The 24,278-nt window shown below is 67.6% G+C and carries 12 protein-coding genes and 3 pseudogenes; 10 read left to right on the top strand and 5 right to left on the bottom strand.

Annotation, left to right across the window (positions count from 1 at the left end; all coding sequences use genetic code 11):
* Positions 1-434, bottom strand: a pseudogene (locus H293_RS52000) (transposase); the annotation flags it as partial.
* Between the two features lie 358 nt (positions 435-792).
* Positions 793-1,386 (bottom strand): TetR/AcrR family transcriptional regulator, encoded by a 594-nt coding sequence (locus tag H293_RS0146805; protein WP_020124666.1) that lies wholly within the window; start codon positions 1,384-1,386, stop codon positions 793-795.
* Positions 1,387-1,649: 263 nt separating this feature from the next.
* Here H293_RS0146805 and H293_RS0146800 point away from each other — a divergent pair, with 263 nt between their 5' ends.
* The 4 genes from H293_RS0146800 (at position 1,650) to H293_RS59590 (ending at position 5,733) form a co-directional block, all read left to right on the top strand.
* Entirely contained in the window at positions 1,650-2,258 is a 609-nt protein-coding gene (locus H293_RS0146800) for a hypothetical protein (RefSeq protein WP_020124665.1), read from the top strand.
* Between the two features lie 13 nt (positions 2,259-2,271).
* The gene (locus H293_RS0146795; protein ID WP_020124664.1) at positions 2,272-3,612 is read left to right on the top strand and encodes a Dyp-type peroxidase; all 1,341 of its coding nucleotides are present in this window, start codon (positions 2,272-2,274) and stop codon (positions 3,610-3,612) included.
* A gap of 25 nt (positions 3,613-3,637) precedes the next feature.
* Positions 3,638-4,726: a catalase family protein gene (locus tag H293_RS0146790; RefSeq protein ID WP_020124663.1), complete on the top strand. Its 1,089-nt coding sequence runs from the start codon at positions 3,638-3,640 to the stop codon at positions 4,724-4,726.
* Positions 4,727-5,373: 647 nt separating this feature from the next.
* Positions 5,374-5,733, top strand: coding sequence for a hypothetical protein (locus H293_RS59590; RefSeq protein WP_199790287.1), 360 nt, complete (start codon positions 5,374-5,376; stop codon positions 5,731-5,733).
* Positions 5,734-5,915: 182 nt separating this feature from the next.
* Here H293_RS59590 and H293_RS0146785 read toward each other — a convergent pair whose 3' ends face one another.
* Entirely contained in the window at positions 5,916-6,755 is an 840-nt protein-coding gene (locus H293_RS0146785) for a GntR family transcriptional regulator (protein ID WP_020124662.1), read from the bottom strand.
* A 494-nt stretch (positions 6,756-7,249) separates the two neighbouring features.
* Here H293_RS0146785 and H293_RS0146775 point away from each other — a divergent pair, with 494 nt between their 5' ends.
* The 5 genes from H293_RS0146775 (at position 7,250) to H293_RS56535 (ending at position 22,721) form a co-directional block, all read left to right on the top strand.
* Entirely contained in the window at positions 7,250-8,764 is a 1,515-nt protein-coding gene (locus H293_RS0146775) for a beta-N-acetylhexosaminidase (RefSeq protein WP_020124660.1), read from the top strand.
* Positions 8,765-8,818: 54 nt separating this feature from the next.
* Positions 8,819-10,246 (top strand): cellulose binding domain-containing protein, encoded by a 1,428-nt coding sequence (locus tag H293_RS0146770; RefSeq protein ID WP_020124659.1) that lies wholly within the window; start codon positions 8,819-8,821, stop codon positions 10,244-10,246.
* A gap of 1,241 nt (positions 10,247-11,487) precedes the next feature.
* The gene (locus tag H293_RS0146765) at positions 11,488-15,186 is read left to right on the top strand and encodes a laminin G domain-containing protein (protein WP_078612923.1); all 3,699 of its coding nucleotides are present in this window, start codon (positions 11,488-11,490) and stop codon (positions 15,184-15,186) included.
* A gap of 156 nt (positions 15,187-15,342) precedes the next feature.
* Positions 15,343-22,302 carry an RHS repeat-associated core domain-containing protein gene (locus H293_RS0146760; RefSeq protein ID WP_020124657.1) on the top strand — a complete coding sequence of 2,320 codons (6,960 nt, stop codon included), beginning with the start codon at positions 15,343-15,345 and terminating at the stop codon, positions 22,300-22,302.
* A complete protein-coding gene (locus H293_RS56535; RefSeq protein ID WP_078612922.1) occupies positions 22,299-22,721 on the top strand; it encodes a CPCC family cysteine-rich protein in 423 nt (140 codons plus the stop codon). The genes H293_RS0146760 and H293_RS56535 overlap by 4 nt, the downstream gene beginning before the upstream one ends.
* A 128-nt stretch (positions 22,722-22,849) precedes the next feature.
* Here H293_RS56535 and H293_RS56530 read toward each other — a convergent pair.
* Positions 22,850-23,194 (bottom strand): annotated as a pseudogene (locus H293_RS56530) (tyrosine-type recombinase/integrase); the annotation flags it as partial.
* A gap of 68 nt (positions 23,195-23,262) precedes the next feature.
* Between H293_RS56530 and H293_RS58080 the strand changes: the two are divergent.
* Positions 23,263-23,711 (top strand): annotated as a pseudogene (locus H293_RS58080) (transposase); the annotation flags it as partial.
* Between the two features lie 33 nt (positions 23,712-23,744).
* Here H293_RS58080 and H293_RS51995 read toward each other — a convergent pair.
* On the bottom strand, positions 23,745-24,278 hold a 534-nt coding region (locus H293_RS51995), incomplete at its 5' end, for a reverse transcriptase domain-containing protein (protein ID WP_020124653.1).

Raw genomic sequence — 24,278 nt, 5'->3', positions numbered from 1 at the left:
GTCTCGTAGGCGATGGGGCTGCGTTGTCCGAGGTGGGAGTGACGGCGTCGGGTGTTGTAGCGGTTGAGCCAGCCGAACGCGTCGAGTAGGGTCTCGCGTTTGCTGGGCCAGGTCTTGCGGCCCTGGAGCGTCTCGCGTTTGAAGGTCGCGTTGGAGGACTCGGCGAGTGCGTTGTCCGCGCTGGAGCCGATCGCGCTCATGGACTGGCGGACGCCGGCTTGACGGCAGGCGTCGGCGAAGGCCCGGCTGGTGTACTGGGCTCCGTGGTTGGTGTGTATGAGCGCTCCAGCGAGGTTGCCTCGGGTGTGTTCGGCGGCGGCCAGGGCATCGGTGACGAGGCCGGTGCGCATGTGGTCCGCGATGGCCCAGCCGGCCAGGCGACGTGAGGCGAGGTCGATGGCGGTGGCCAGATGCAGGACGAGTCCACGACCGATACCAGCGCAGGCTGAAAGACCTGCCACTCGCTGAGCAGAGCTTTGTAATCCGGCTGACGGTCAGCCGCTTCATCTGCGGGTCGGCGCACTGCCCGCGCCGGACGTTCGCCGAGCTGTTCTCCCGGCTGGCCGCCCAGCTGGGATTTGGATTCGCGGCAGCGGTGCTGGCCGATCGCCGCTCCGGCCGCGTGCTGCCGGGCACGTTCCTCCAGGACAACGACATGCAGGCGAAGTTCCAGAAGCTGTTCGACGCCATGTCAGTGGAGTCAGCGAGTGCTGCGCAGGTCAGCCGACCGGAGGGAAGCCCGGTGAGACGACCCTGGTCTTTCCACCGGGGTTCCGGTTCGAACCGGAATCGCTACGGCGCCCACGCCCGCAGTGCCGCATCCACCACCGCGTCCACCATGTCGCGACCGAGCCGGGCGCCCGCGAGGAACCGCTGATAGACGAGCGGGCCGACGGTCGTCATGGCAAATGTCTCGGCCGTGACGTCGGCGCGCAGGCGCCCCCGGGCGACGGCAGCGGTGACGGCAGGGCGCAGGGAGTCGACGATCTGGGTCAGCACAGTCAGACGGAGGCGCTGCATCCCGTCGTCGTATTGCGCCCCGCCCAGTACGGCGGCGAGAACGGCCCCGGCCTGGGCGTCGTCGAGCCGCTCGCAGAGCTGGCGCAGGTAGTGGACCAGCTCGGCTCGCGGCTCGGCACCGGACGCCGCCCGCACGTCCTCGGGCGCCGGTGACAGGGGCGGCATGCCTGCCTCCAGCGCCGCCAGACGGAGCCCGAGCAGGTCGGCCCAGTGACGGTAGACCGTGGCCCGGCCCACTCCGGCGCGGGCGGCAACGGCCTGGTGCGTGACGGCCTCCAGGCCGCCCTCGGTGAGCAGCGCGGTGGCTGCGGTCACCATGGCCTCGCGGCTGCGCACCTGGCGTGGATCGGCTCGCTCCTCCGGCATACGGCACCCTTCGTGTGAACCAAGTTGGCTCACGAGACACGATGACTCACAGAGGCATTGTGAGTCAACCTGTCTCATAGTGGCGAGCGCCATACGACTACCTGCGAGTAGCACGTTGACAGGCCGGAACAGCAAACTGATGATGTAATCAGTTATGCGGAGGCGCTCAGAAAGCGGATTTCATCCCGCTTGCAGGGCACCTTGCGATGGCCCATTTGTGGCGGTACGTGGAGTATTGCCACCCACGCCCAAGGAGAGGCGCCATGAGCGAGACAGACCTGCACGCCAAGTTCCAGCAGTTCCCCGATGCGGTCCGCGAGAAGGTCGAGACAGCGCTGTCGGACGCCAAGATCGCCCTCAAGCTCAAGGCCGCCGAGATCCTCGCCGACAAGGAGGAGATGGCCGAACACGCCGTCACCACCGCCGGCCGGATCGGCGCCAAGAGCGGTGAGGTGTCCGAGCTGACGACGATCCTGCCGCTGAAGCCGAACGGTGCCGCGCGGCTGCGGAAATTCTTCGGCCTGGTCGGCGGGAACCTGGCGGGCGCAGGTCAGGTCGGCACCCTGCACAACATGCGGTTCGTGTTCCTCGACAACGACACGAAGCTGCTGTTCGCGACCGCCTTCGACGGCGAGTGGGACCCCTACATCGACGACTTCGCGACGAAGATCCCCGAGTTCATGGACTACCTGTTCAGCAACGTCGAGGGCTGGCCCGGCATCACCTCGCCGGACGTGAAGGACTTCATCGTCAAGTACCAGATCCCGGCGGAGGCGTGGTTCGTCGCCCACCCCGACCTCACCGTCGCTGAAGGCCACCGGCTCAAGCGGCAGGAGGCCGCCGTGCAGCGTTTCCTGTCGGACCTCAACTGAAGGCAGGCGCACCATGCCTTCCCCGCTCTTCCGGCGGCTGCGCCGCCCGCCCGCCCTGGACCTCGACGACATCCAGGCGACCCTGCTGCGGGCCCGGCCCAAGCCCTACTTCGGCACCCACGCGATCCTGGAGATCACCGAACCGGCCGCGGGCAGGGAACTGCTGCGCCGACTGGCGCCGAGGGTGACCTCGGCGGCGCGCTGGGACGAACCGCAGCCGTCCTGGCTGGCCCTCGCCCTCAGCTACCAGGGTCTGGTCGCACTGGGGCTGCCGGAGACCTCACTGGCCTCCTTCCCGGCCAACTTCCGCGCCGGGATGGCCGCCCGCGCCGAGCGGCTGCGGGACACCGGCGTGAACGCGCCGGACCGCTGGGAGTTCCCCTTCGGCACGACGCGGGTGCATGTCGCCGTTACGGTGTTCGCCGCGAGCGAGGACGACTGGCGGGCCGAAGTCGCCGCCTATGAAAAGGAACTGGGCGAGGTCCCGGGCGTACGGCTGCTGTCGCACCAGGACTTCGCGGCCGACGGGTTCAACGTCTTCGGCTACCGGGACGGCTTCAGCCAACCGGTGGTCGAGGGCAGCGGCGCCGAACCCCTGCCCGGCGACGGACGGCCCATCAAGGCCGGTGAGTTCGTCCTCGGCCACCCGAGCGAGACCGGTGTGCCGCTGCCCGTACCGGCTCCGGACGTCCTGGGCCACAACGGCACGTACGTCGTCTTCCGCAAGTACCACTCCCACGTCGCGGCCTTCAACAAGTGGCTGCACGACAACGCCTCCACCGAGGCCGAACGCGAGCTGCTGGCCGCCAATCTGGTCGGCCGCTGGCGCAGCGGCGCACCTCTCGCCCTCTCGCCCGACCGCGACACCCCCGCCATCGGCGAGGACCCGAACCGGATCAACGACTTCGACTACTCCGCCGACCCGCGCGGGCTGCGCACCCCGCTCGGCTCCCACATCCGCCGGATGAACCCGCGCGACACCAAGCTGACGGTCCTCTCCGACGTCAACATCCGCCGCATCATCCGGCGCGGCACCTCCTACGGCACCCCGCTGCCCCCGGACCGCCTCAAGGACGACGGCACCCCGCGCGGCCTGGACTTCATCGCGCTAGGCGCCCGCGCCATCGACAACGTCGAGTTCCTCCAGAGCGAATGGGTCGGTTCCGGCAACTTCATGGGCCTGGGCAAGGAGAAGGACCCGCTGATCTCGCTCCAGGACAAGGGCGCCTACTTCACCGTGCCCGGGACCCCGCCGCGCCGGGTGCAGAACATCCAGTCCTTCAACACCCTCCTTGGCGGCGAGTACTTCTTCATGCCGAGCCTGTCCGCCATCCGCTGGCTCAGCAGCAGCTGACCCTCACCCCCCGCGGAGATCCCCCATGACCTCGTACGTCCGCTACAGCCCCGACCTCGAACAGCCCTTTCCGGACGAGGACGAACTCGTCCGCCAGGTCGTCGCGGCCATGGGCAAGGCCAACCAGCAGGTCGCCGACAAACACCGCCACGGCCTGCGCGACGCCCACGCCAAGAGCCACGGCGTCCTCGCCGGCGAGCTGCGTATCCAGCCCGACCTGCCCGCCCACCTCGCCCAGGGCCTCTTCGCCGCGCCGGCCACCTACCCGGTGATCGTCCGCTTCTCCTCCGCCCCCGGCGACCTGCGCTCCGACCAGGTGCCCGTCCAGGGCGGCCTCGCGATGAAGGTGATCGGCGCCCCCGGGTCCCGCGCCCTCGACGACGGCTTCACCACCCAGGACTTCCTCCTCGTCAACCACCCCACCCTGCCCTTCGGCAACATCGCCGAATACGCCAAACTCCAGGACCTGCTGGAGAAACAGCCCGGCCAGAGCGACCAGCAACTCCAACTCACCGGCGCGGCCGCCCGAGTGGCCGCCAAGGCCCTCACCCGGGTCGGACGCCCGCTTCCGCCCGCCGTCGAAACCCTGGCCGCCGCCAACGACCACATCCTCGGCGAGACCTTCCACTCCATGGCCGCACTGCGCTACGGCGACAACGTGGCGAAGATGTCCGCCGCGCCCCGCTCGGCGAACGTCAGAGCCCTCACCGGCAGCCACGTCGACAAGAAGGCCGGCGAGTCGGCCCTGCGCGACCTCGTCACCGACTTCTTCGCGGACAACAGCGCCGAGTACGACATCCGCGCCCAGCTGTCCACGGACATCGACCGGATGCCGGTGGAGGACGCCTCGGTCCTATGGCCCGAGGACCTGTCACCGCACCAGACCGTGGCCGTGCTACATCTGCCCGCCCAGGACGCCTACAGCGACGCCCGCCGCCGCTACGCCGACGACGTCCTCTCCTTCAGCCCCTGGCACGCCCTGAAGGCCCACCGCCCGCTGGGCTCGATCATGCGCTCCCGCCGCGCCGCGTACCCCGCCTCCAGCGACTTCCGACACCGCTTCAACGGCATCGAACCCCAGGAGCCGTCCGACATCAAGGAGCTGCCCGCCTGACCAGGTCCCGACCGGCCCCGGACGCGGCACCGGGTCGGTCGGGACGCGCGACATGGCAGAGGCGATCATCGGCCGGGGCAACGGCACGGTGCCTTCCAGACCAGCGTCCCCCCGGTCGTCCTGACGCGGGCGCTGGAGCGGCACGTGCTAGGGCTGGGGGTGCCGCGGTGGTCGATGCCGGCGCCGGGGACCAGGCCGGCCAGGTAGGTATCGCGGTCCGACTGGGGCAAGTGAGCGAGGCATGCGGTGTGACCGACGTGAATGCCGGGGCAGCCGAATGGTCTTTCCGGTCCGGGGTCCCGACTACAGTGCGGCCAGCTGGGCGGAGCCGGGGACGGGGCGGGGCTCGGCTGTGGCATACCTGAAGGACGCTTGAGCACCACCAGCGGTTGCCACCCTCACCTCGTGGGTCGGCACTGAAATCTTGGCCGTGCCGAAGAACGTACTCAAATGGATCGTACGCAGGCGGTGCCTCGCACGGTCGGCGGAAACCACGGTGGGAGGGTTCATGTCCTTCGCTTCAAGACGTCATGGCTGGCGGTGCCCAATGCAGGGCCGGAAGAGCTGGCGGATGCCTCGACCTGCGCCACCGACAGCACATCGACTGGGCAGCGGGTACCGAACTCGCCTACCGGCAGGGCGTCTTCGTGGCCAGACCCGTCCCCGAGTGGACACTCGCCCACGGCAAGATCCATCTGACACACAGGTTCGATCCCACGAGCCCCGACTTCTCCACTTGGCTGCGGACGCTGGCCGCGCGCGTCGGGAACCTCCAGTACTTCTGCACCGACCGTATCGGCGAGTACCACGCCGGGGCCAAGGTCGCATCCAGTGTACTGACCCGCGCCTACTGCTACATCGGGATGAGCGGCGAGGTCCGCTGCGCCAGGGAGAACCCACCGCTGTCGAAAGGGAACTCGGTGTCGGACGGGTCGGGCGCGAAGTGGTCCCGCAGGACTGGGGGACGCCGAATGGGACGGGCACGACGCCATGCTGACCGAACCTGACGTGATGCGCATGGCCGCTGACTCGGGCATCTGCCCGGCACTGATCGACGACGGTTCCGGGAATCCACGGATTCCCGCCTGGTGTTGAGCCCGGACGCACACACTGGCGACTTGAGAGCCCTGCACCGCGCCTGTCCAACCCCCGTGGCTGCAGGAGCACTTCACGGAGGAGCCGCACCACCTCACGGCCCTGCCTGGATGTCCCCCCGTGTCGAGGACGCGATGGCGTCCCGGTGGGCGAAGTCGCCGGGTGGGATGCCTGGGTGGTGTCCGAGCTGGTCGGGCGATGCCGCGACCGTGGGGCCGAGGGTGAGCCGGGAGACGATCCGGTAGCGGTCACCGCGGTAGATGGAGTGGACGTATTCGACGGGCTGGCCTTTGGTGTCGGAGGTGAGCCGCTCGAAGAGCAGTGCCGGGGACAGCTCGGGCACGTCGAGCATTTCCGCTTCGGCGCGGGTGACGACGGTCGGCTCGATCGCCTGTACGGCCTCCCGGACGTGCACGCTGTGCTGTCGGCGCAGGTGCTCGTAGAGGTCGCCGGCCTCCAGTTCCTCCGCGGACAGGGCGGGGACTAGTTCGGCCTTGATGTGCAGGTGCTCGATGGCCATCGGGGCGCCGTCGACCAGGCGCAGGCGCGCCACGTACACGATCTCGGCAGCGGGTGAGATCCGCAGCTTGCGGCCCACGCGGGCGCCGGCCGGGATGGTGACGAACTCCAGGAGTCGGCTCGACCAGGCGCCCGCGGCCTGCGGCACGGTCATGGACTGCTCTGTGGAGACGAGCTCCTGAGTGATCTTCTCGGGGGCGACGAACATGCCCCGGCCGTGTTCGCGTACCAGCAGGCCCGCGGCGACGAGTTCGTCCACCGCCGCGCGCAGGGTCGGGCGGGACACTTCCAACTGGGCGCACAGGGCACGCTCGGAGGGGATGGGGTCTCCGGGGAGGTGGGACTCTACGAGGTCGAGGAGGAAGTCGCGGACCCGCTCGCGCTTGAGCACCGCGCCAGGTGCGTCGGCCTTCATACGTCCCCCTCGCCTGAGTCCTGAGCCCGCCCTCGACTCTCAGCCCTCAACCTGACCAGTTGACCAGTGGTAAAGAAGCAGTGTCACCCTCTCCGTGAACGAAGTGTAGCCGCAGATCGTCGGTGGTCGTCAGCGTATGCGCTGCCCGGTGCAGCAAAACCGTTGTCTGCACCGGGGGTTGACGACACAATTGGTCTATGCCACCTTCTTCCTCACCTCAACAGGTGAACTGACCAGTGACCCCAACTGGTCAGGTGGCCAGATCGTCCCCGGAGGTGAAACCGTGCAGCTCCGCCAGCTCCGGCTCAGAGATCTCACCCAGCCGCTGAGCCGCGCGTACGCACTCCACGCCACCGCGCGCGGCCCGTACCGCCCCCGCACGCGACGTTCGCCCATCTGAACACTGCTGCGGCACCACGTCCCCTCCGGCTCGCGGGCCGGTGCAGTCAAGAGCCGCCCCGCCCACCCCGGCCACTCCGTCTTGGAGGCGACGCATGCCCACCCTCATCCCCCGCCCCACCACAGCCGCCTTCCCACCCGGCCGTTTCACGCTCGACGATCACACCAATGTCCGTCTCGGCGAAGGCACCGAACTGGCCGCCGACCTGCTGCGCTCACTACTCGCCCCCGCCACCGGGCTGCCTCTGCGCCCCTCCCCCGAAGGCACCTTCACCCTCGCCCTCGATCCCGCTCAAGGCCACCTCGGCGACGAGGGATACGCGCTCAGCGTGCACCCCGACGCCGTACTGCTGCGTGCCGCACACCCCACCGGCCTGCTGCGCGGCGTACAGACGATCCGTCAACTCCTGCCCCCACAGGCCCTGTCCGAGACCGCGGAGACCGACACCGCGTGGATACTGCCCTGCGCCGACATCATCGACCTCCCTCAGCACCCCTGGCGCGGCGCGATGCTCGACGTGGCCCGCCACTTCCAGCCCGTGTCCTACCTGCGCCGCTACGTCGACCTGCTGGCGCTGCACAAGATCAGCGTGTTCCACCTGCACCTCACCGACGACCAGGGGTGGCGCATGCCGGTCGCCGCCTACCCCAAGCTCACGGAGATCGGCGGCTACCGCACCGAGACCCAGCAGGGTCCAGCCGGGACCGGACCCTACGACGGCACCCCGCACGGGGGGTCCTACACCCGATCCGAACTCGCCGACCTGGTCCGGTACGCGGCCGCCCGCGGAGTCACCGTCCTGCCGGAGATCGAGATGCCCGGCCACGTACGCGCCGCGCTCGCCGCCTATCCCTCACTCGGCAACCACCCCGAGCGCACCCTCGACGTATGGACGCGCTGGGGCGTGTGCGACACCGTCCTTGGTGTCCACAACGAAGCCCTCGACTTCTGCTACACCGTCCTCGACGAGGTCATGGACGTCTTCCCGTCGCCATACCTCCACATCGGCGGCGAGGAGTGCCCCACAGCCGAGTGGAACCACAGCGCCGACGCGCGTCGCCGCTTGGCGACCGAAGGTCTACCGGACGCCCGATCCCTGCACGGCTGGTTCCTCGCGCAGATAGGCGGCTTCCTCGTCCGCAACGGACGGCGCCCGGTGGCCTGGGCCGAACCCGATGCCGAACTGCCCCTGGACTTCACTGTGATGACCTGGCGCGACGACGCCCACACACTGGCGGCCGCCCGACGCGGCCACCCCGTGGTCAACGCGTACCACCGGGCCACCTATCTCGACTACGCCCGCTCCGGCGCCCCCCACGAGCCACCGGCCCAGCCCGGAGTCGTCGTGGATCTGCGCACCGTGCACGCCCAAGACCCCGTCCCGGCGGAGGCGGACGCCGAGGCGGCCGGGCGGGTGCTCGGCACGCAGGCCCAGCTATGGACCGAGTTCGTCACCACCCCCGCGCACATCGAGTACCTGACCTACCCGCGCCTGTGCGCCCTCGCCGACCGCAGCTGGAGCGGACCGACCCACTGGACAGACTTCCAGTCCCGTCTCAGCGACCACACGGCACGGCTCGACGCGCTCGGCATCCCGCACCACCCCTGACGCACACCCTGTCCCGTTCCGGGAATCACCCCCACCTTTCTGGAGGGAACAACGATGAGATTCACAACGAACCGGTTGCGCGCCGCCGCGGCCGCCGCCGTCGCGGTCGGCATGGGCGCCGCCGCGCTCACCGCACTCCCGGCCACCGCGAACGCGGCCGCCAACGGCCTGAGCGTCCAGTACCGGACCAGTGCCTCGGGAGCCAGTGCGGATCAGGCGGAACCGTGGTTCAAGGTACGGAACACCGGCACCAACAGCGTCTCCCTGCAAGGCGTCAAGCTCCGCTACTACTTCAAGGCGGACTCGGCGAACGCGACCTACCGCTTCGCCTGTTCCTGGGCCGTCAAGGGCTGCGCCAACATCACCGGCACCTTCGGCACACTTGCCAACCCCACCGCGACGGCGGACCGTTACCTGGAGATCGGCTTCACCTCCGGCGCCGGCTCCCTGGCACCCGGCGCCGACACCGGCGACATGCAACTGCGCTTCTACCAGTCGACGTGGGCACCGCTGAACCAGAGCGACGACTACTCCTTCGGCGCCTCCCAGACCTCGTACGCCGACTGGTCCAAGGTCACCGCCCAACTGGCCGGCACCACGCTCTGGGGCCAGGCCCCCGCGGGCAACGACCCGACAAACCCGCCCACCGATCCACCCACCGACCCCCCGACCGGTGGCGCCACCCTGTTCGACGACTTCAACTACACCAGCCACACCGACCCGAAGATCTCGGCGCACGGCTGGAGCGTGCGCTCCAACTCCGGTGGCCCCGGCGTCTCCGGCGCCACCTGGGCTCCGGAGAACGTCACCTTCTCCACCGTCAGCGGCAACTCCATCATGAACCTGGAGACCTCGACCGCCGGCACCGGAGCGAGCACCGAGCAGACCGAGATCCTCACCGAGTCGATGAAGTTCAAGAACGGGACGTACGCGGCCCGCGTCAAGTTCAACGACGCGCCCAAGTCCGGCCCGGACGGCGACCACCTCGTCCAGACCTTCTTCACGATCAACGACCTCAAGGCGCCCATGGCGGACGACTACGCCGAGTACGACTTCGAGTACCTGCCCAACGGCGGCTGGGGCGAGCCCTCCAACATCCTCTACACCACGTCCTGGGAGACCTACCAGGCCGATCCCTGGGTGGCGGTCAACCAGCACAGCGAGAGCCGCCAGAGCTACACCGGCTGGCACGACCTGGTGCTGACCATCGACAACAGCAGCATCAAGTACTACATCGACGGCCGGCTCTTCGGCACCCACGACGCCGCGTACCTGCCGGAACGGCCCATGTCCATCAACTTCAACCAGTGGCTGATCGACTTCGGCGGTCTGACCAGCAGCACCCCGCGGGCCTACGACGAGCAGGTCGACTACGTCCTGCACGTCAAGGACCAGGTCCTCACCCCGGCACAGGTCGCCTCCAAGGTGGCGGCGTACCGCAGCGCGGGCACCACGTTCCAGGACAACGTCCCCGCCAACTGACCACTCCTGCCGGAAATCCGGGGCCTGACGGATCGTCAGGCCCCGGACCGCCCTCAGCACGGCTGTCCTCCCTGCCGGACCCGGGCCACACATAGGGAAGATCGTCGGGTCGCCCGTAGCGGTGTGCTGTGTTGGCGCCGCGGGTCGGTATGTATAGCAGGGAATCTCGGACCTGGTCGGAGCCGATAACGGTGGCGAGGTTGACGGCGCGGGCCATCTTGGCGCGGATGTGGACCGCGTCGGCGGGTCCGGCCTCCTTGAGTCGGCGACCGGCTCCCGGGCCGATGCCCACGAACGCGATCTCCGCTTCCGAGCGGGGTTGCAGGCGGGGCTGGTGGACGCTGCGGCCGTCGGGGTGGTCGGGATAGTGCGCGTTGATGATCTGAGGAACCCCGGGGGTGAAGAGCCGGTGGCGCCAGATCTCCGACAGGTCGCGGGAGTGGGTGCGTGCGGTGATGGACAGTTCCTCACCGGCCACCAGGCACCACAGCCGGGCGCCGGTGTAGCCGGGCGGGGTGAATTATCGGACCGCTTGGAAACCTATGGTGCGGTCCGTGCCCTGTGCCCTCACTTCACCGCGTTGACTGCCACACGAATGGAGTTCGTCGAAGCGGGCGGTCTCGGGACAACATCTCCTGCGCAAGAAAGCTGTGTGATTACTGTGGCTACACCGACCCCTCTTTACCGTTTCTTTCACTTTTCGAAGGTCGAATACCAGCCACGCCCGGCCGGTCGCTCGCGTGGGGCTGAGTGCAGTTCATGGCACGTTTCCGGTACGGCGCACACGTGGGGCGAGCACGGCCTGCCGGGGTGGCTGTGGGAGTCCCGAGATTGGACCGAAGCTTGGATCATTCAGTTCAGCGAATCCTCAGGTCGTGGCCTGAGAGTGGCGGGCGCCGAGTCTCCGAAATGAATGGTTTGCAACTGCGGTCAATAGGACGGCGGAGGTGGCCGGCTGGCGGCCGACCCTGGACGGGTACCGCCGGGCTTGACGATGGTCCCTGCCTGCACAGTCTCCGCCCTGCCCTATTTGGTAGCACCCGGGTACGGCTGGATCTTGTGCTTCTTTGCTGTATACGCCATTGACCAGCTGTGATGCGTGCGGTTCTGATGAGGCGGCCGCAAGGGCAAGGTAGGGACTCCGTGAACGGGTGGGGTGGGGGATGGGGTTTTCCTGGCGTGCGCGCTCGGCGGTCGCCGCGCGTAGACGTGTGGTCTCGTCGGCCGCGACGGCCGCGTTGATGGCTGCTTTGCCGACGCTGGCAGTGCCGGCGACCGGAGCACACGCGGACGACACCACGGCCTCCGACCAGCCGACGCCGGAGGCACGGGCGGACGCGGAGAAGGCAGCGGAGACAGGTGAGCAGGTCGAGGTCGTAGGTGAACGCACGCCCTACACCACGACGTTCGCGAATCCGGACGGTGTGACGTTCACGCTGAAGGACTCTGTCGTGCCGGTGCGGACGCGCCAGGCCGATGGTTCCTGGGCGCAGCCGGACGCCACGCTGGAGGCGAGGTCGGACGGCACGGTCGGGCCGAAGGCATCGGTCGCCAAGATCTCCTTCTCCGACGGCGGGGACGGCGCCGACCTGGTGAAGCTGTCCCTCAACGGGCGTTCGCTGACCGTGGGTTGGCCGGGCACATTGCCGAAGCCGACGCTGGAGAGGGACTCGGCAGTGTACGCGGATGTCCTGCCGGGGGTGGATCTGCGGATGACCGCCACCACCGAGGGCTACCGCGAGGTGCTCGTCGTCACCTCGGCGTCGGCTGCCGCGAACCCGGAGTTGAAGGAACTCTCGTTCCCTGTGCGGGCCGACGGGCTGTCCCTGCATGGCGGCGGAGGCGGCGGTCTGTCCGCGGTCGACGACGACGGTAACGCTGTCTTCCGTGCTCCGGCCGCCCAGCAGTGGGATTCGTCGGGCGACACCACCAGCACCGCATCCGCCTCGCCCGCGGCCTCCGCCCACTCGGCGTCCCAGAGCGCGTTCACGACAACGGCGCAGGACAGCGCCGTTGCGGCGAGCCCTGGCGACGATGGGGAGACGACACCGGACCCGACCGAGGGGCCCAGTGATGGGGACACCTCCACCCGCCTTCCGGTCACTGCGGAGCAGGGCACGATCAAGGTGACCCCGGATGCGTCGATGCTCGCCGCCGACTCCGCCGTCTTCCCGCAGTACATCGACCCGGATGTCGGTATGACGGCCTCCGAGCGGACTTTGCTGTCTTCGGACGGGGATACGTTCTACAACTTCTCCGGCGGGGACGACGGCAAGGGCGTCGGCTACTGCGGCACCTATGTCACGGGCGGTGTCGGGTACTACTGCGGTTCCGGCTACAAGAACCGCATGTACTTCGAGTTCTCGCCGGCGAAGCTGGCGGGCAAGCACGTCCTGGACGCCACGTTTGCGATCACGGAGAAGTGGTCGATGTCCTGCACGCCCTCCTGGGTAGATCTGGTGCGTACGGGCAACATCTCCTCCTCGACCAACTGGCCGGGCCCGACGGCGAACTGGGACCTGATGGTGGACCGGAACGTGTCCGCGGGACGCGGGTCCGCCTGCAGTCCCAGCCAGCCCGCTGCCCAGATCGAGTTCAACGACAGCCCCACTGAGACGAACGAGAACCTCACCTCGACCATGACGAAGTTCGCCAACGGTGACTTCTCCCGCCTGACGCTGATGCTCAAGGCGCACGACGAGACCGACCCGAACGGCTGGAAGAGGTTCGACGACAACGCGGAAATCGATGTGACGTACGTCGGTATCCCCGCCAAACCCACGAAGATCGGCTTGATCGCCGGGACGAATGTCGCGTGCGAGACCGACAAGTCGGATCCGCTCGTGGCCTCCTCTGCGACACCGTCGCTCGCGGCGACGCCGCAGACCGCGGCGGGCGGCGAGTCGGGCGCGTCCCTGAAGGTCGTCTACAGCGTGGACAAGTACACGGCAAGCAGTGACACATGGGCCACCGTCTTCGAAACCGCACGGCCCACCAGCGGATATGTGGGCGACAACGTGTCTCCGGGCACTGTCCCGACGTCGGCGCTGACTGAGGGGGCCCTGTACCGGTACCGGGCCTGGACCCGGTCGTACTACAACAGCGGAGGCGACTATCTGGCCGGCCCGTCGAACGCGGCGTCGGGGGCCTGGTGCTATTTCAAGGTCGATCCAACCCGCCCCAAGGCGCCAGGAATCGCCTTGTCGAGCCCGTACTCGGTGTGCAACAGCAGTTCGTGCGACGCGAAGGGCGGACCGGGCACGGACGTGACGTTCACGTTCAGTCCCGCGTCCGGGGACGCGTCCACCAACGTCGCCTACGACTACAAGCTGTCTTCCTCGGCCGCGTGGTCGGCGGATATCCCCGCCTCGGCACCGACAGCGACCTTCACCCCGCCGACCTCGGGAACCTTCACCATCATCGTCCGGGCGAAGGACTCGGTGACCTGGGGCGCCCAGAACTCAGTGGACTTCCTGGTCGCGGAGGGCACTGGCCCGACCGGTCAGTGGCACTTCGACGAAGCGAGTGGCGCCGCGCTGGACACGTCCACGACCGTCACGGCAGAGCAGGACAACGCGACGCTCTCCTCGTCCGGTGCCTCCCGGGACGGGCGTGGCCGGAGGGGTGTACTGACGCACGACGCCACCGGTGCGGAGTTGGCGACGCCGGTCACGGACACGGGCCTGACCGTGGACGGGTCGACAGGCTACGCGGCCACCTCCGGCCCGGTGGTGGAGTCCCGGTCGTCGTACACGGTCGAGGCATGGGCCCGGTTGGCCGCCACCCCGACCCACAACTCCGTGGTGCTCTCCCAGACGGGCAGTGGAAGCACACAACCCGGCTTCGCGATCTACTATTCCACTTCCTACAGCAAGTGGATCTTCAACTGGCACTGGACCGACTCGGCAGGCACCGCACACGTCGTGCGCTCGCTCGCGGATACGGCCTCGCCTCCCGTGAAGGTCTGGACGCAACTGGCCGGCGTGTACGACACGAAGACGGACACGATCCAGCTCTACGTCAACGGCAAGGCCCAGGGCAGTCCGCAAGCAATACCGAGCGGGGAGCCGGAGGCGGACACCGGTCTCCTGGAGTTCGGCCGTGGAAACGGCGCCACCGCGGGCACGTTCGCGGACTACTTCAACGGGCAGATCGACGAGGCCAGGGTCTGGCAGCGGGCCCTGTCGCTGAAGGAACTGTCCACCGAGGCACAGCTGAAGACCAACGACAGTTACGCAGCGGCCGAGTTGATGGCGGCCTGGGATCCGTCCGCGGCAACCACCACCACGATCGCTGACACCACCTCCGGATACGGCACATCTCTGACTCTGTCGGGAGGGGCGACGCTGGACGGGACGGGGATTGTCCTTCACGACATCAACGGGGTCAACGACGCCGCGTCCGCGCCGGGGCCGCTGGTGGACGAGACCGGGTCCTTCACTGCGACCACGGAGGTGCAACTGGACAGCAACGCGCTCGCGGCGAAGCCGGTGGGCTACATGGGACAGGTCCTCGGCCAGCGCAGCGCGGACGGCTCCGCCTGGGGGCTCTGGTACGAGCTGACGGGCACCGACACCGACCCCGAAACGGACAGCACGATCCCCGTCGGGCTCTGGCACTTCGGCCGCCTCAACACCGACGGCAGCTTCACCGGTGTGGTCTCCGACGATGTCGCGAACCTGGGGAGCGCAGTGCGCCTGACCGGTGTGTTCGACGCGCAGTCCGGCACAGTCGGCACGGCCAGCCTCTATGTGGGCGACGCGCAGAACGGTGACGCGACCGCTTACACGGTGACGCCGGGTACGGGTGACTTCGCCGTCGGAAAAGCCTACGTGAACTCCGCCTGGGGCCACTATCTGCCCGCGACGGTCAGCGACATCCGAGTCTGGGCCGGTGCCATGGCCAGCCAGCAACAGATCGTCGAGACGGTCGGGGACTGACCTCCCCCTCTCCCTGGCGAGGCGGCACCCTGCTGCCGCCTCGCCCGAGCAAGTCCAGCGCTTCCTTTGTTGATGACTTCTGACGTGTGAGGGGTTGTTGTCGTGAGTGCCGCCAGTGGTGCGAGACGCCGTAGACACCGAGTGGTCAGAGTTGCCGTGACACTCGCGCTGGCCGTGGCCGGTCTGACTCCCGTGGCCGCCCAAGCCGCGTCATCCACCAAGCAGTTGGTGCCCGCCGTACCGGAGCAGCGGTCGGACACCGTGAAGCCAGTCCACGGACTGGGCGCGAAGAAGGCCAGGGCCCGGGTGGCCGCGGACAAGGCCGCCAACAAGAAGCAGGCTCAAGACGCCCTCGCGGAGCAGAAGGCGACGTGGCCCAAAGCCGCCTCCACCACCGCAGCCCTGCCTGCATCCGGTGCCATTCGGCTGACGGCAGGGGGGCTGCCCGTTTCCCTGAGCCGCACAGCGGGGGCGAAATCCGCATCGGGCACGGCCGGCGTCCAGGTACTCAGCCGCAAGGCCGCAGCCGCCGCCGGCATCAAGGGCGTGCTGCTGACCGCCAGTGCGAGCGACGACGGCAGCGCCAAGATCAGCGTCGACTACAGCGCCTTCGCCTCGGCCTACGGCGGTGACTGGGCAGGCCGCCTGCACCTCGTACAACTGCCGGCCTGTGCCCTGACCACTCCGGACAAGACCGCCTGCCGAGTCCAGACGTCCTTGGACTCGCACAACAGCATCAGCGGCCAGAGCGTGTCCGCCACGGTCGCGCTGGAGCAGTCCCTCGTATCGGGGAGTGGCACACGGGCATCTCACTCCAGTGTCCGAACGACCGTACTGTCCCAGGCAACGGCTTCCGCGGCCACCGTGCTCGCGCTGACGGCCACTTCGGGAGAATCGGCATCCGGATCGGGCAACTATTCCGCCTCGCCCCTGTCCTCGTCGTCGAGTTGGCAGGCCGGCGGCTCCTCCGGGGCGTTCACCTGGAGCTATCCGCTGTCCACGCCGCCGGCGGCGGCGGGCCCGTCGCCCTCGCTCTCTCTGGGGTACGACTCGGGCAGCACCGACGGCAAGACGGCGTCCACCAACAACCAGTCCACCCAGGTCGGCGAGGGCTTCGGTCTGAGCGAGTCGTCGTACATCGAGCGGTCGTACGCCTCCTGTGACGACGACGGCCAGGACGGCAAACACGACGAGTGCTGGAAGTACGACAACGCCTCGCTCGTCCTCAACGGCAAGTCCACCGAACTGGTCAAGAACGACACCGACGGGGCCTGGCACCTCAAGGACGACGACGCATCCACCGTCACCCACTCCACCGGCGCCGACAACGACGACGACGGCGAGACCGGGATCGACGGCAAGGGCGAGTACTGGACCGTCACCACCGGCGATGGCACCCAGTACACGTTCGGGCTCAACAAACTCCCCGGCGCCGACACCCAGCGCACCAACTCGGTGTGGACCACGCCGGTCTTCGGCGACGACTCCGGCGAGCCCGGCTACGACCAGGGATCCGGCTTCGCCGACCGTTCGTTCAACCAGGCTTGGCGCTGGAACCTCGACTACGTCGTCGACCTGCACGGCAACGCCATGTCGTACTGGTACACGGCCGAGACGAACTACTACCCCAAGAATGGCGCCTCGACCGCCAACGCCAAGTACACCCGCGGCGGGCACCTCGACAACATCCTCTACGGGCAGCGTGCGAGCACCCTGTTCACCGGGACCGACTCGGACGAGGTGACGTTCTCCTACGACGAGCGGTGCACCGCCTCGGACTGCTCCTCGCTGACCGCCTCGACGTCGGACAACTGGCCGGACGTGCCGTACGACACCATCTGCGCCAGCGGGGCCGACGACTGCAACACCGACAGCCCGTCGTTCTTCAGCCGCAAACGCCTCACGAGCATCGACACGTTCGCCTACTCGGCCACGGTCTCGAAGCTCGTTGCGGTGGACTCCTGGGCGCTGACCCAGGAGTTCAAGGACGGCCAGGACATCGATGACACCTCCGACCAGACCCTGGTGCTCTCCTCGATCCAGCACACCGGCAAGAACGGCACCGCCATCAAGCTGGATCCGGTCACCTTCACCTACCAACTGCGGCCCAACCGGGTGGACTCCACCTCCGACGACATCCTGAAGCTCAGCATGCCGCGCATCTCCACCATCACCTCCGAGACCGGCGGCATCACCACCGTCACCCTGTCCAACCCGGAGTGCGTACGCGGCTCGAACATGCCCTCGTCCGAGGACAACGACACCCTGAGCTGCTACCCCATGTACTGGCACATCAACGGTGCTGTCGAATCCTTGCTCGACTGGTTCCACAAGTACCGGGTCACCGCCATACTCAGCACCGACCCGCTCGGTTTCGGCCAGGGTGTCGAGAACTCCTACAGCTACTCCGACCCGGCCTGGCACTACAACTTCGACCCGCTGGTCCCGGCCGACGAGCGGACCTGGTCGCAGTGGCGGGGCTACGGCAAGGTCACTACGACCACCGGCGCTGCGGGATCCACCCAGTCGAAGACCGTCAGCCTGTACATGCAGGGCATGGACGGCGACAAACAGTCCGACGGCACCACCGCCTCCGCCACCCGCACCGGCCTCGACGTCTCGGGTCTGGACGTCGCCGATCTCACGGACAGTGACCAGGATGCCGGCACCCTCCGTGAGCAGATCTCTTACAACGGGACCGTCCCCGTCTCGGTGACGGTCAACACGCCCTGGACATCGCAGACCGCCAGCCAGCAGAAGTCGTACGCCAGCATCAAGGCGTACTACGTCCGCACCGGCACGACCACCACCTCCACCTACCTCACCGCATCGGCGACCTGGCGCACCCGTCAGATCTCCAACACGTACGACTCCTACGGCATGATCGTCAAAAGCGCCGATTACGGTCAGACCGCCGTCGCCGACAACACCTGCACCCGCACCTGGTACGCCCGCAACACGGCCCTTGGCCTCACGAACCTGGTCTCCCGCACTCGTACGGTGGCCGAGGACAACTGCTCCGTTGCCGAGACCAGCGTGAACCTGCCGGCCTCCTCCGCCTCCCGCGGTGACGTCCTGTCCGACACCGCCACGGTGTACGACAACACCGCCGCGACCGCCTGGTCCGCCACCCAGACCCCCACGCTCGGGGAGGCAACGTGGAGCGGACGGGCCACCGCCTACCCGGCCACCGCCACCAACGGCGAGCGCTATCCGAGCACTTGGCAGACCGTCGCGAAGACCACCTATGACGACAGCGGAGGCACGGCCGGCCTCGGCCGTCGGCTGACCGTCACCGACACGGCCGGCAACACCACCGCGACCGCCTACACGCCCACCGACTCGGGCCCGCTGACCAAAACCAAGGTCACCAACGCCAAGTCGCAGACCACGTACACGTACACCGACTACGCCTCGGGTCTGCCCACCAAGGTCTACGACGTCAACAACAAGATCACCGAGACCAGTTACGACGCACTGGGCCGCAAGACCGCGACCTGGCTGTCCAACCGCTCCCACTCCGGGAACCAGACCCCGAACTACACCTACGCGTACAGCGTCACCAACGACGCCCTGTCATGGGAGTCGACCTCGACCCTGAAGGCCGACGGAACCACCTACAACACCGCGTACTCCATCTTCGACTCCCTCCTGCGGCCCTTGCAGACGCAGTCCCCGACCCCCGAGGGCGGACGTCTGCTCACGGACACCCGCTACGACAGCCGGGGCCTGGCCTACGAGACCTACGCAGACGTCTACGACTCCGCCAACCTCCCCAGCGGTGCCTACGCACGGGCGGAATCCGGAGGCGCGCCCAAACAGACCGACACCGTCTTCGACGGCGCGGGCCGGGCCACCAGCAGCAGCCTGTACGTGTACGGCGTCAAGAAGTGGACCACCAGCACCAGTTACACCGGTGACTCCACCGCGACGACCGCGCTGAACGGAGGTTCGGCGACCCGCACGATCACCGACATCTTCGGCTACACCGTCGAGAAGCGGGCCTACGCGGGCACCGACCCCGCAGACGCCGCCTACGGCACCGGGCCCGGAGCCACGTACACGTCCACCAAGTACAAGAACACCCTCGACGGCAAGCCCTCCACGGTCACCGGACCTGATGGCGCCCAATGGTCGTACGTGTACGACCTGTTCGGCCGGCAGACCTCGGCCACCGACCCGGACCTCGGCACCACGACCACCACCTACACGGCCCTGGACCAGACGGACACCACCACCGACAACCGCGGCACGCAACTGCTGTACGGCTACGACGTGCTGGGCCGCAAGACCGACCAGTGGCAGACGGCGAAGACCAACGCGAACAAGCTGGCCCACTGGGACTACGACACCCTCGCCAAGGGCCAGTTGGACGACTCGATCAGCTACGTCGGCGGCACCACCGGCAACGCCTACACCCGCAAGGTCACCGCCTACGACAACCTCTACCACGCCACCGGCAGCCAACTGACCCTGCCGTCCAGCGACCCATTCGTTGCCTACGGTGCGGTTGCTTCGGCGACCCTGGCCACCACCTCGTACTACAACATCGACGGCACCCAGCAGTACTACACGGAACCCGCCGTCGGCGGCCTCAGCAGCGAGATCGTGGACTCCGAGTACAACGGCCTCGGAATGGTGACCGCCGTCGGTGGCGCCACCGGCTATCTCCTGGCCACCGACTACAACGCCATCGGACAGATCAAGCAGTACGCCCTGGGCACCTCAACGGCCTCCACCGCCAAGCAGGCGTACATCACCAACACCTACGAGCAGGGCACCGACCGGCTCACCCGAAGCCTCACCACCGACGCCACCCGCAGCGTCCAGGACCTGAGCTTCACCTACGACGACGCCGGCGATGTCACCTCGACCTTCGACTCCGCCAACCTGTCCGGCACCGGCGCGACCGACTACCAGTGCTTCACCTACGACGGCTACCAGCGCCTCACCGACGCCTGGACCCCGTCCACCGCCTCCTGCGACACCAGCGGCCGCACCACGACCAACCTGGGCGGAGCCGCCCCCTACTGGACCACCTACGGCTATACCAGCAGCGGCCTGCGCACGACGGAAAGAACGCAGACCGGCACCGGAGACTCCTCCCGCACCTATTGCTACAACAACACCAGCAACTCCCACCAGCTCACGGCGACCACCGCCGCCACCTCTTGCACCGATGTGAGCGCCACCTACATCTATGACAAGTCCGGTGACACGACCACCCGTCCCAACGGCACCGACACCCAGTCCCTGACCTGGAACGCCACCGGGGACCTCGACACGGTCACCGAAAAGTCCAGCACCGGCACCACCAAGAGCACGACCAGCCACGTCTACGACGCCGACGGCAACCTCCTCATCCGCCGCAACACCAGCGGTGAGACCGTCCTCTACCTCGGTGCCACCGAAGTCCACCTGGACACCTCGACCTCGACGGCCAAGTACTGGGCCCAGCGCTACTACGGCACCGGAAGCGCCACCATCGCCCTGCGCACCAACAAGAGCGGCACCCAGACCCTCTCCTACCTCTCCGGAGACCCGCACGGCACATCCACTGTCAGCCTCGACGCCACCACCCAGGCCGTCACCAAGCGCTACCTGACCCCCTTCGGCGCACCACGCTCCGGCGGTACCGGTGTCTGGGCCGACGACAAGACCTTCCTCGGCAAAACCACTGACCCCACCACCAGCCTCACCTACATCGGTGCCCGCGAGTACGACTCCGCGATCGGCCGATTCCTCAGCGTCGATCCCGTCCTCGACACGGGCAACGCCCAGTCCCTCAACGGCTACACCTACGCCGACAACAACCCCATCAGCCACTCCGACCCCACCGGCCTGTGGATCGACGACGGAACCGGCCACAACGAGCCACGCCCCGGCGGCGGCGGGGGCGGCCAGAGCGAAACCCCAGGCGTCCCGGCAGGCGGAACAGGCACAGGCGGCTGCTACCACACGTGCGGCACGGCTTCCACCACCGGCACCGTCTCCACGAACAGTCAGGGGAACGTCAACGGAGGCGGCGGTGGCGTCTCCGGCTGGGTCAGTGATGTCGCCAAGACCTTCGTAGGCCAGGCCAAATCGACCGTCGTCACCCTCTTCCAAGCCCCCGTCCAGCAGATCCTCGCCGACAAGAACTGCTTGCTCGACGGCGACGGCTGCACAGACCTGCTCACCCAGTTGCTCATGAATTCCAATCCGGCCCTCGCCGGGGCGGCAGCGGTGACATCGCGAGGCGAGGAGATATACGGCGACTACGCGGACGGCAAGAGTGCCGAAGGCACCGGAAAGCTGCTCTTCGACATAGCCCTCCTCCTGGGAACGCGAGGCGCCGGCGCCGAGGCCGAGGGCGAAGTCGGCGCAATCAAAGCGGTGCTCTGCAGTTTCACCCCTTCCACTCCGGTCCTGATGGCCGACGGCAAGACCAAGCCCATCGGTGACATCAAGAGCGGCGACAAGGTCGAGGCCGCCGCCCCTGCCAACGGCAAGCACCAGGGTCCCCGTACGGTCACGGCCACCCACGTCAACCACGACTACGACCTCGTCGACCTCAAGATCCAACTGGCCGACGGCAAGACGGAAACCCTCCACACCACGTCCAAGCACCCCTTCTGGGACGACACCCTCCACACCTGGGTCCCCGCCGGCCAACTCCTCGCAGGCCACGCCCTCAACACCGCCGACGACCGCCACGCCTACGTCACCGCCATCACCCCACGACCCGGCGACCGCGACATGTACAACCTCACTGTCGAGGAACTGCATACGTACTATGTGCTGGCGGGCGACACGCCAGTACTCGTGCACAATGTCGGTTGCGGCGTCGAAAAGTGGACGAGTAAGGGGAACCTCGATGCCCACTTCGAGAAGCACGGCGAAGAAATGGGATTCGACAGTCAGGCGGAATATGGTTATGCGGCAGAGGATCTGATGTGTGTATGTGACGGTCGCAGGCCGGGTGTGCTGATCAAACGGGACGGGAACACAAGATACTTCCTGGATCCGGGATCTGGAGAATTTGGAGTTGCGAGTGAGAAGGGAATCGTTACTTACTACAGACCAGAGAACCCAATGGCGCACTTCAATAATCAGCCCGGAGCCCTGGTCCCATGACATTGTCTCCTGATCGATCGCCATGCCCCTGCTGCGGCCACCTCGTGCACGATGGTCGGACCGGATCGTCTCTCGTCTGTCCCGTCTGTTTCTGGGAAGATGATGTGGCCCAACTTCGGTGGCCGCTACTAACTGGCGGAGCAAACAAATGCTCCCTTGTCGATGCCCAGCGGGCATACCTGGCAGTCCAGGCAAGCGAAGAGCGCTTTATGAATAAAGTTCGCGAGCCAGCAGTTGATGAGCCGCTGGACGAGGGCTTCCGGCCAATCGACCTCACCGTCGATCACTTCGAGGAAGTATCTGTACAGGACGAACCGTGGCCTGAAGATCGAAGTGTGCTTTATTGGTGGCGGCCGACATTCTGGAGACGATCGAAGGGCGCCGTGTGCCAGTCCGACGAAGATCGGCAAGTGAACTGAGCAGGACTTAGAGTGAAGCGTGCTGCGCGGCGTTTTCGGAAATAAGTACGCCGCCCCCATCGGATGTGAATCCGGTGGGGGCGGCTGCGGCATTCTGGGGTGTCTGACGGCAGTAGTTGACGGCAACGTCAGCGGACGAGGGTTGCGCAGAGGGGTGGTTCGTCGCCGCCGTCGGGCTTGCCGGTGATCTCGGCGGGGTTACGGAGAGCGTGGCCGAGAAGTTCGATGGCGTCGCGCTGGAGGTGGAACCGGACGTGGGCGTACACGGTGGCGATGACGCCGATGTGGGCGTGCCCCAACAGCTCCTTGATCACCACGAGTTCCACCCCCTGCTCCAGGAGGAGCGTCGCCGCCGAGTGTCGGAGGTCGTGGAACCGGATGCGGCGGAGCCCGGCCTGACGGAGCAGGGTGTTGAAGTGCCGGGTGAGGGTGGCTCCCTCTATTGGGGCTCCGTTGGGTCGGGTGAAGACGTAGCTGAGGCTGATCCCTTGGAGTGGACACCCTGACAATGGATCTTGATGGTCCAGGGAGGGATGTCCAGGTGGGACGCCAGTCTCCATACCCGGAGGAGTTCCGGAGGGACGCCGTCGCGTTGTATCGCGCGGGCGGCGGCAAGCACACGTACGCGGCCGTGGCCGCCGAGCTCGGGATCACCGGGGAGACACTGCGCACATGGGTCCGCAAGGACACTGGGGCGAACGGGTCGGCCGTCCGGGGCGGGAGTGGCCCGGGGAGTCAGGCTGAAGAGCTGGCCCGGCTGCGGGCCGAGAACGCCAGGCTGCTGAAGGCTGAGAAGGAGTGGCAGTTGGAGCGCGAGATCCTGCGCCGGGCGGCCGCGTATTTTGCCAGGGAGGTGAAGTGAGGACCCGCCGCTGGGACTTCATCTCCGACCACCGCACCGACTTCGGCGTCAAGCGGCTGTGCCGGGTCCTGGGGGTCTCCCGCTCCGGCTACTGCCGGCACCAGGCCACCGAAGAGGGCCGCGTCGAGTTCGAACAGCGTCTGATCGCATCACATACTCTGTCACTTGCCGCATGAAACCCGGTGTCCACTCCCGGGGATCAACCTCAGCGGGGAGATGACCCCGCCCTGGGGAGTGCCGGACACCGGCCGACGGACCTGCCCGTCCTCCATGACCCCTGCCCGCAACATCGCGCGCAGGAGCTTGAGGACCGACCGGTCCACGACGCGTTCCTCGCCCGCCTGCATCAACTTCTCATGGTCAATCGCCTCAAAGCAGTTGGCGATATCCGTCTCCACCACCCAACGCCTGCCCCGCCAAGCCTCATCCACGAGGACCTGGAGGGCATCGTGTGCTCCGCGCTTCGGCCTAAACCCGAACGAGCACGGAAGCATGTCGGCCTCGAAGACCGGCTCGAGCACGATCTTCAACGCGGCCTGCGCGATCCGGTCGCGAACCGAAGGAATCGACAACGGCCTCTGCTCCGCCACGCCGGGCTTCGGAATGAACACCCGGCGCGCAGGCAACGGCCGCCAGCGGCCTTCCCGCAGTTCCGCGGCCAGCTCGCCGAGGAGACGGTCAACGCCGTACTCCTC

Source organism: Streptomyces canus 299MFChir4.1 (assembly GCF_000383615.1).
Classification (GTDB): Bacteria; Actinomycetota; Actinomycetes; order Streptomycetales; family Streptomycetaceae; genus Streptomyces; species Streptomyces canus_C.
This window is presented reverse-complemented; position numbering and strand designations above follow the sequence as displayed.

Excerpts from the sequence above, each read along its gene's own strand:
- H293_RS0146805 (WP_020124666.1), bottom strand. The coding sequence starts at position 1,386 with ATGCCGGAGGAGCGAGCCGATCCACGCCAGGTGCGCAGCCGCGAGGCC.
- H293_RS0146800 (WP_020124665.1), top strand. The coding sequence starts at position 1,650 with ATGAGCGAGACAGACCTGCACGCCAAGTTCCAGCAGTTCCCCGATGCG.
- H293_RS0146795 (WP_020124664.1), top strand. The coding sequence starts at position 2,272 with ATGCCTTCCCCGCTCTTCCGGCGGCTGCGCCGCCCGCCCGCCCTGGAC.
- H293_RS0146790 (WP_020124663.1), top strand. The coding sequence starts at position 3,638 with ATGACCTCGTACGTCCGCTACAGCCCCGACCTCGAACAGCCCTTTCCG.
- H293_RS0146785 (WP_020124662.1), bottom strand. The coding sequence starts at position 6,755 with ATGAAGGCCGACGCACCTGGCGCGGTGCTCAAGCGCGAGCGGGTCCGC.
- H293_RS0146775 (WP_020124660.1), top strand. The coding sequence starts at position 7,250 with ATGCCCACCCTCATCCCCCGCCCCACCACAGCCGCCTTCCCACCCGGC.
- H293_RS0146770 (WP_020124659.1), top strand. The coding sequence starts at position 8,819 with ATGAGATTCACAACGAACCGGTTGCGCGCCGCCGCGGCCGCCGCCGTC.
- H293_RS0146765 (WP_078612923.1), top strand. The coding sequence starts at position 11,488 with ATGGCTGCTTTGCCGACGCTGGCAGTGCCGGCGACCGGAGCACACGCG.
- H293_RS56535 (WP_078612922.1), top strand. The coding sequence starts at position 22,299 with ATGACATTGTCTCCTGATCGATCGCCATGCCCCTGCTGCGGCCACCTC.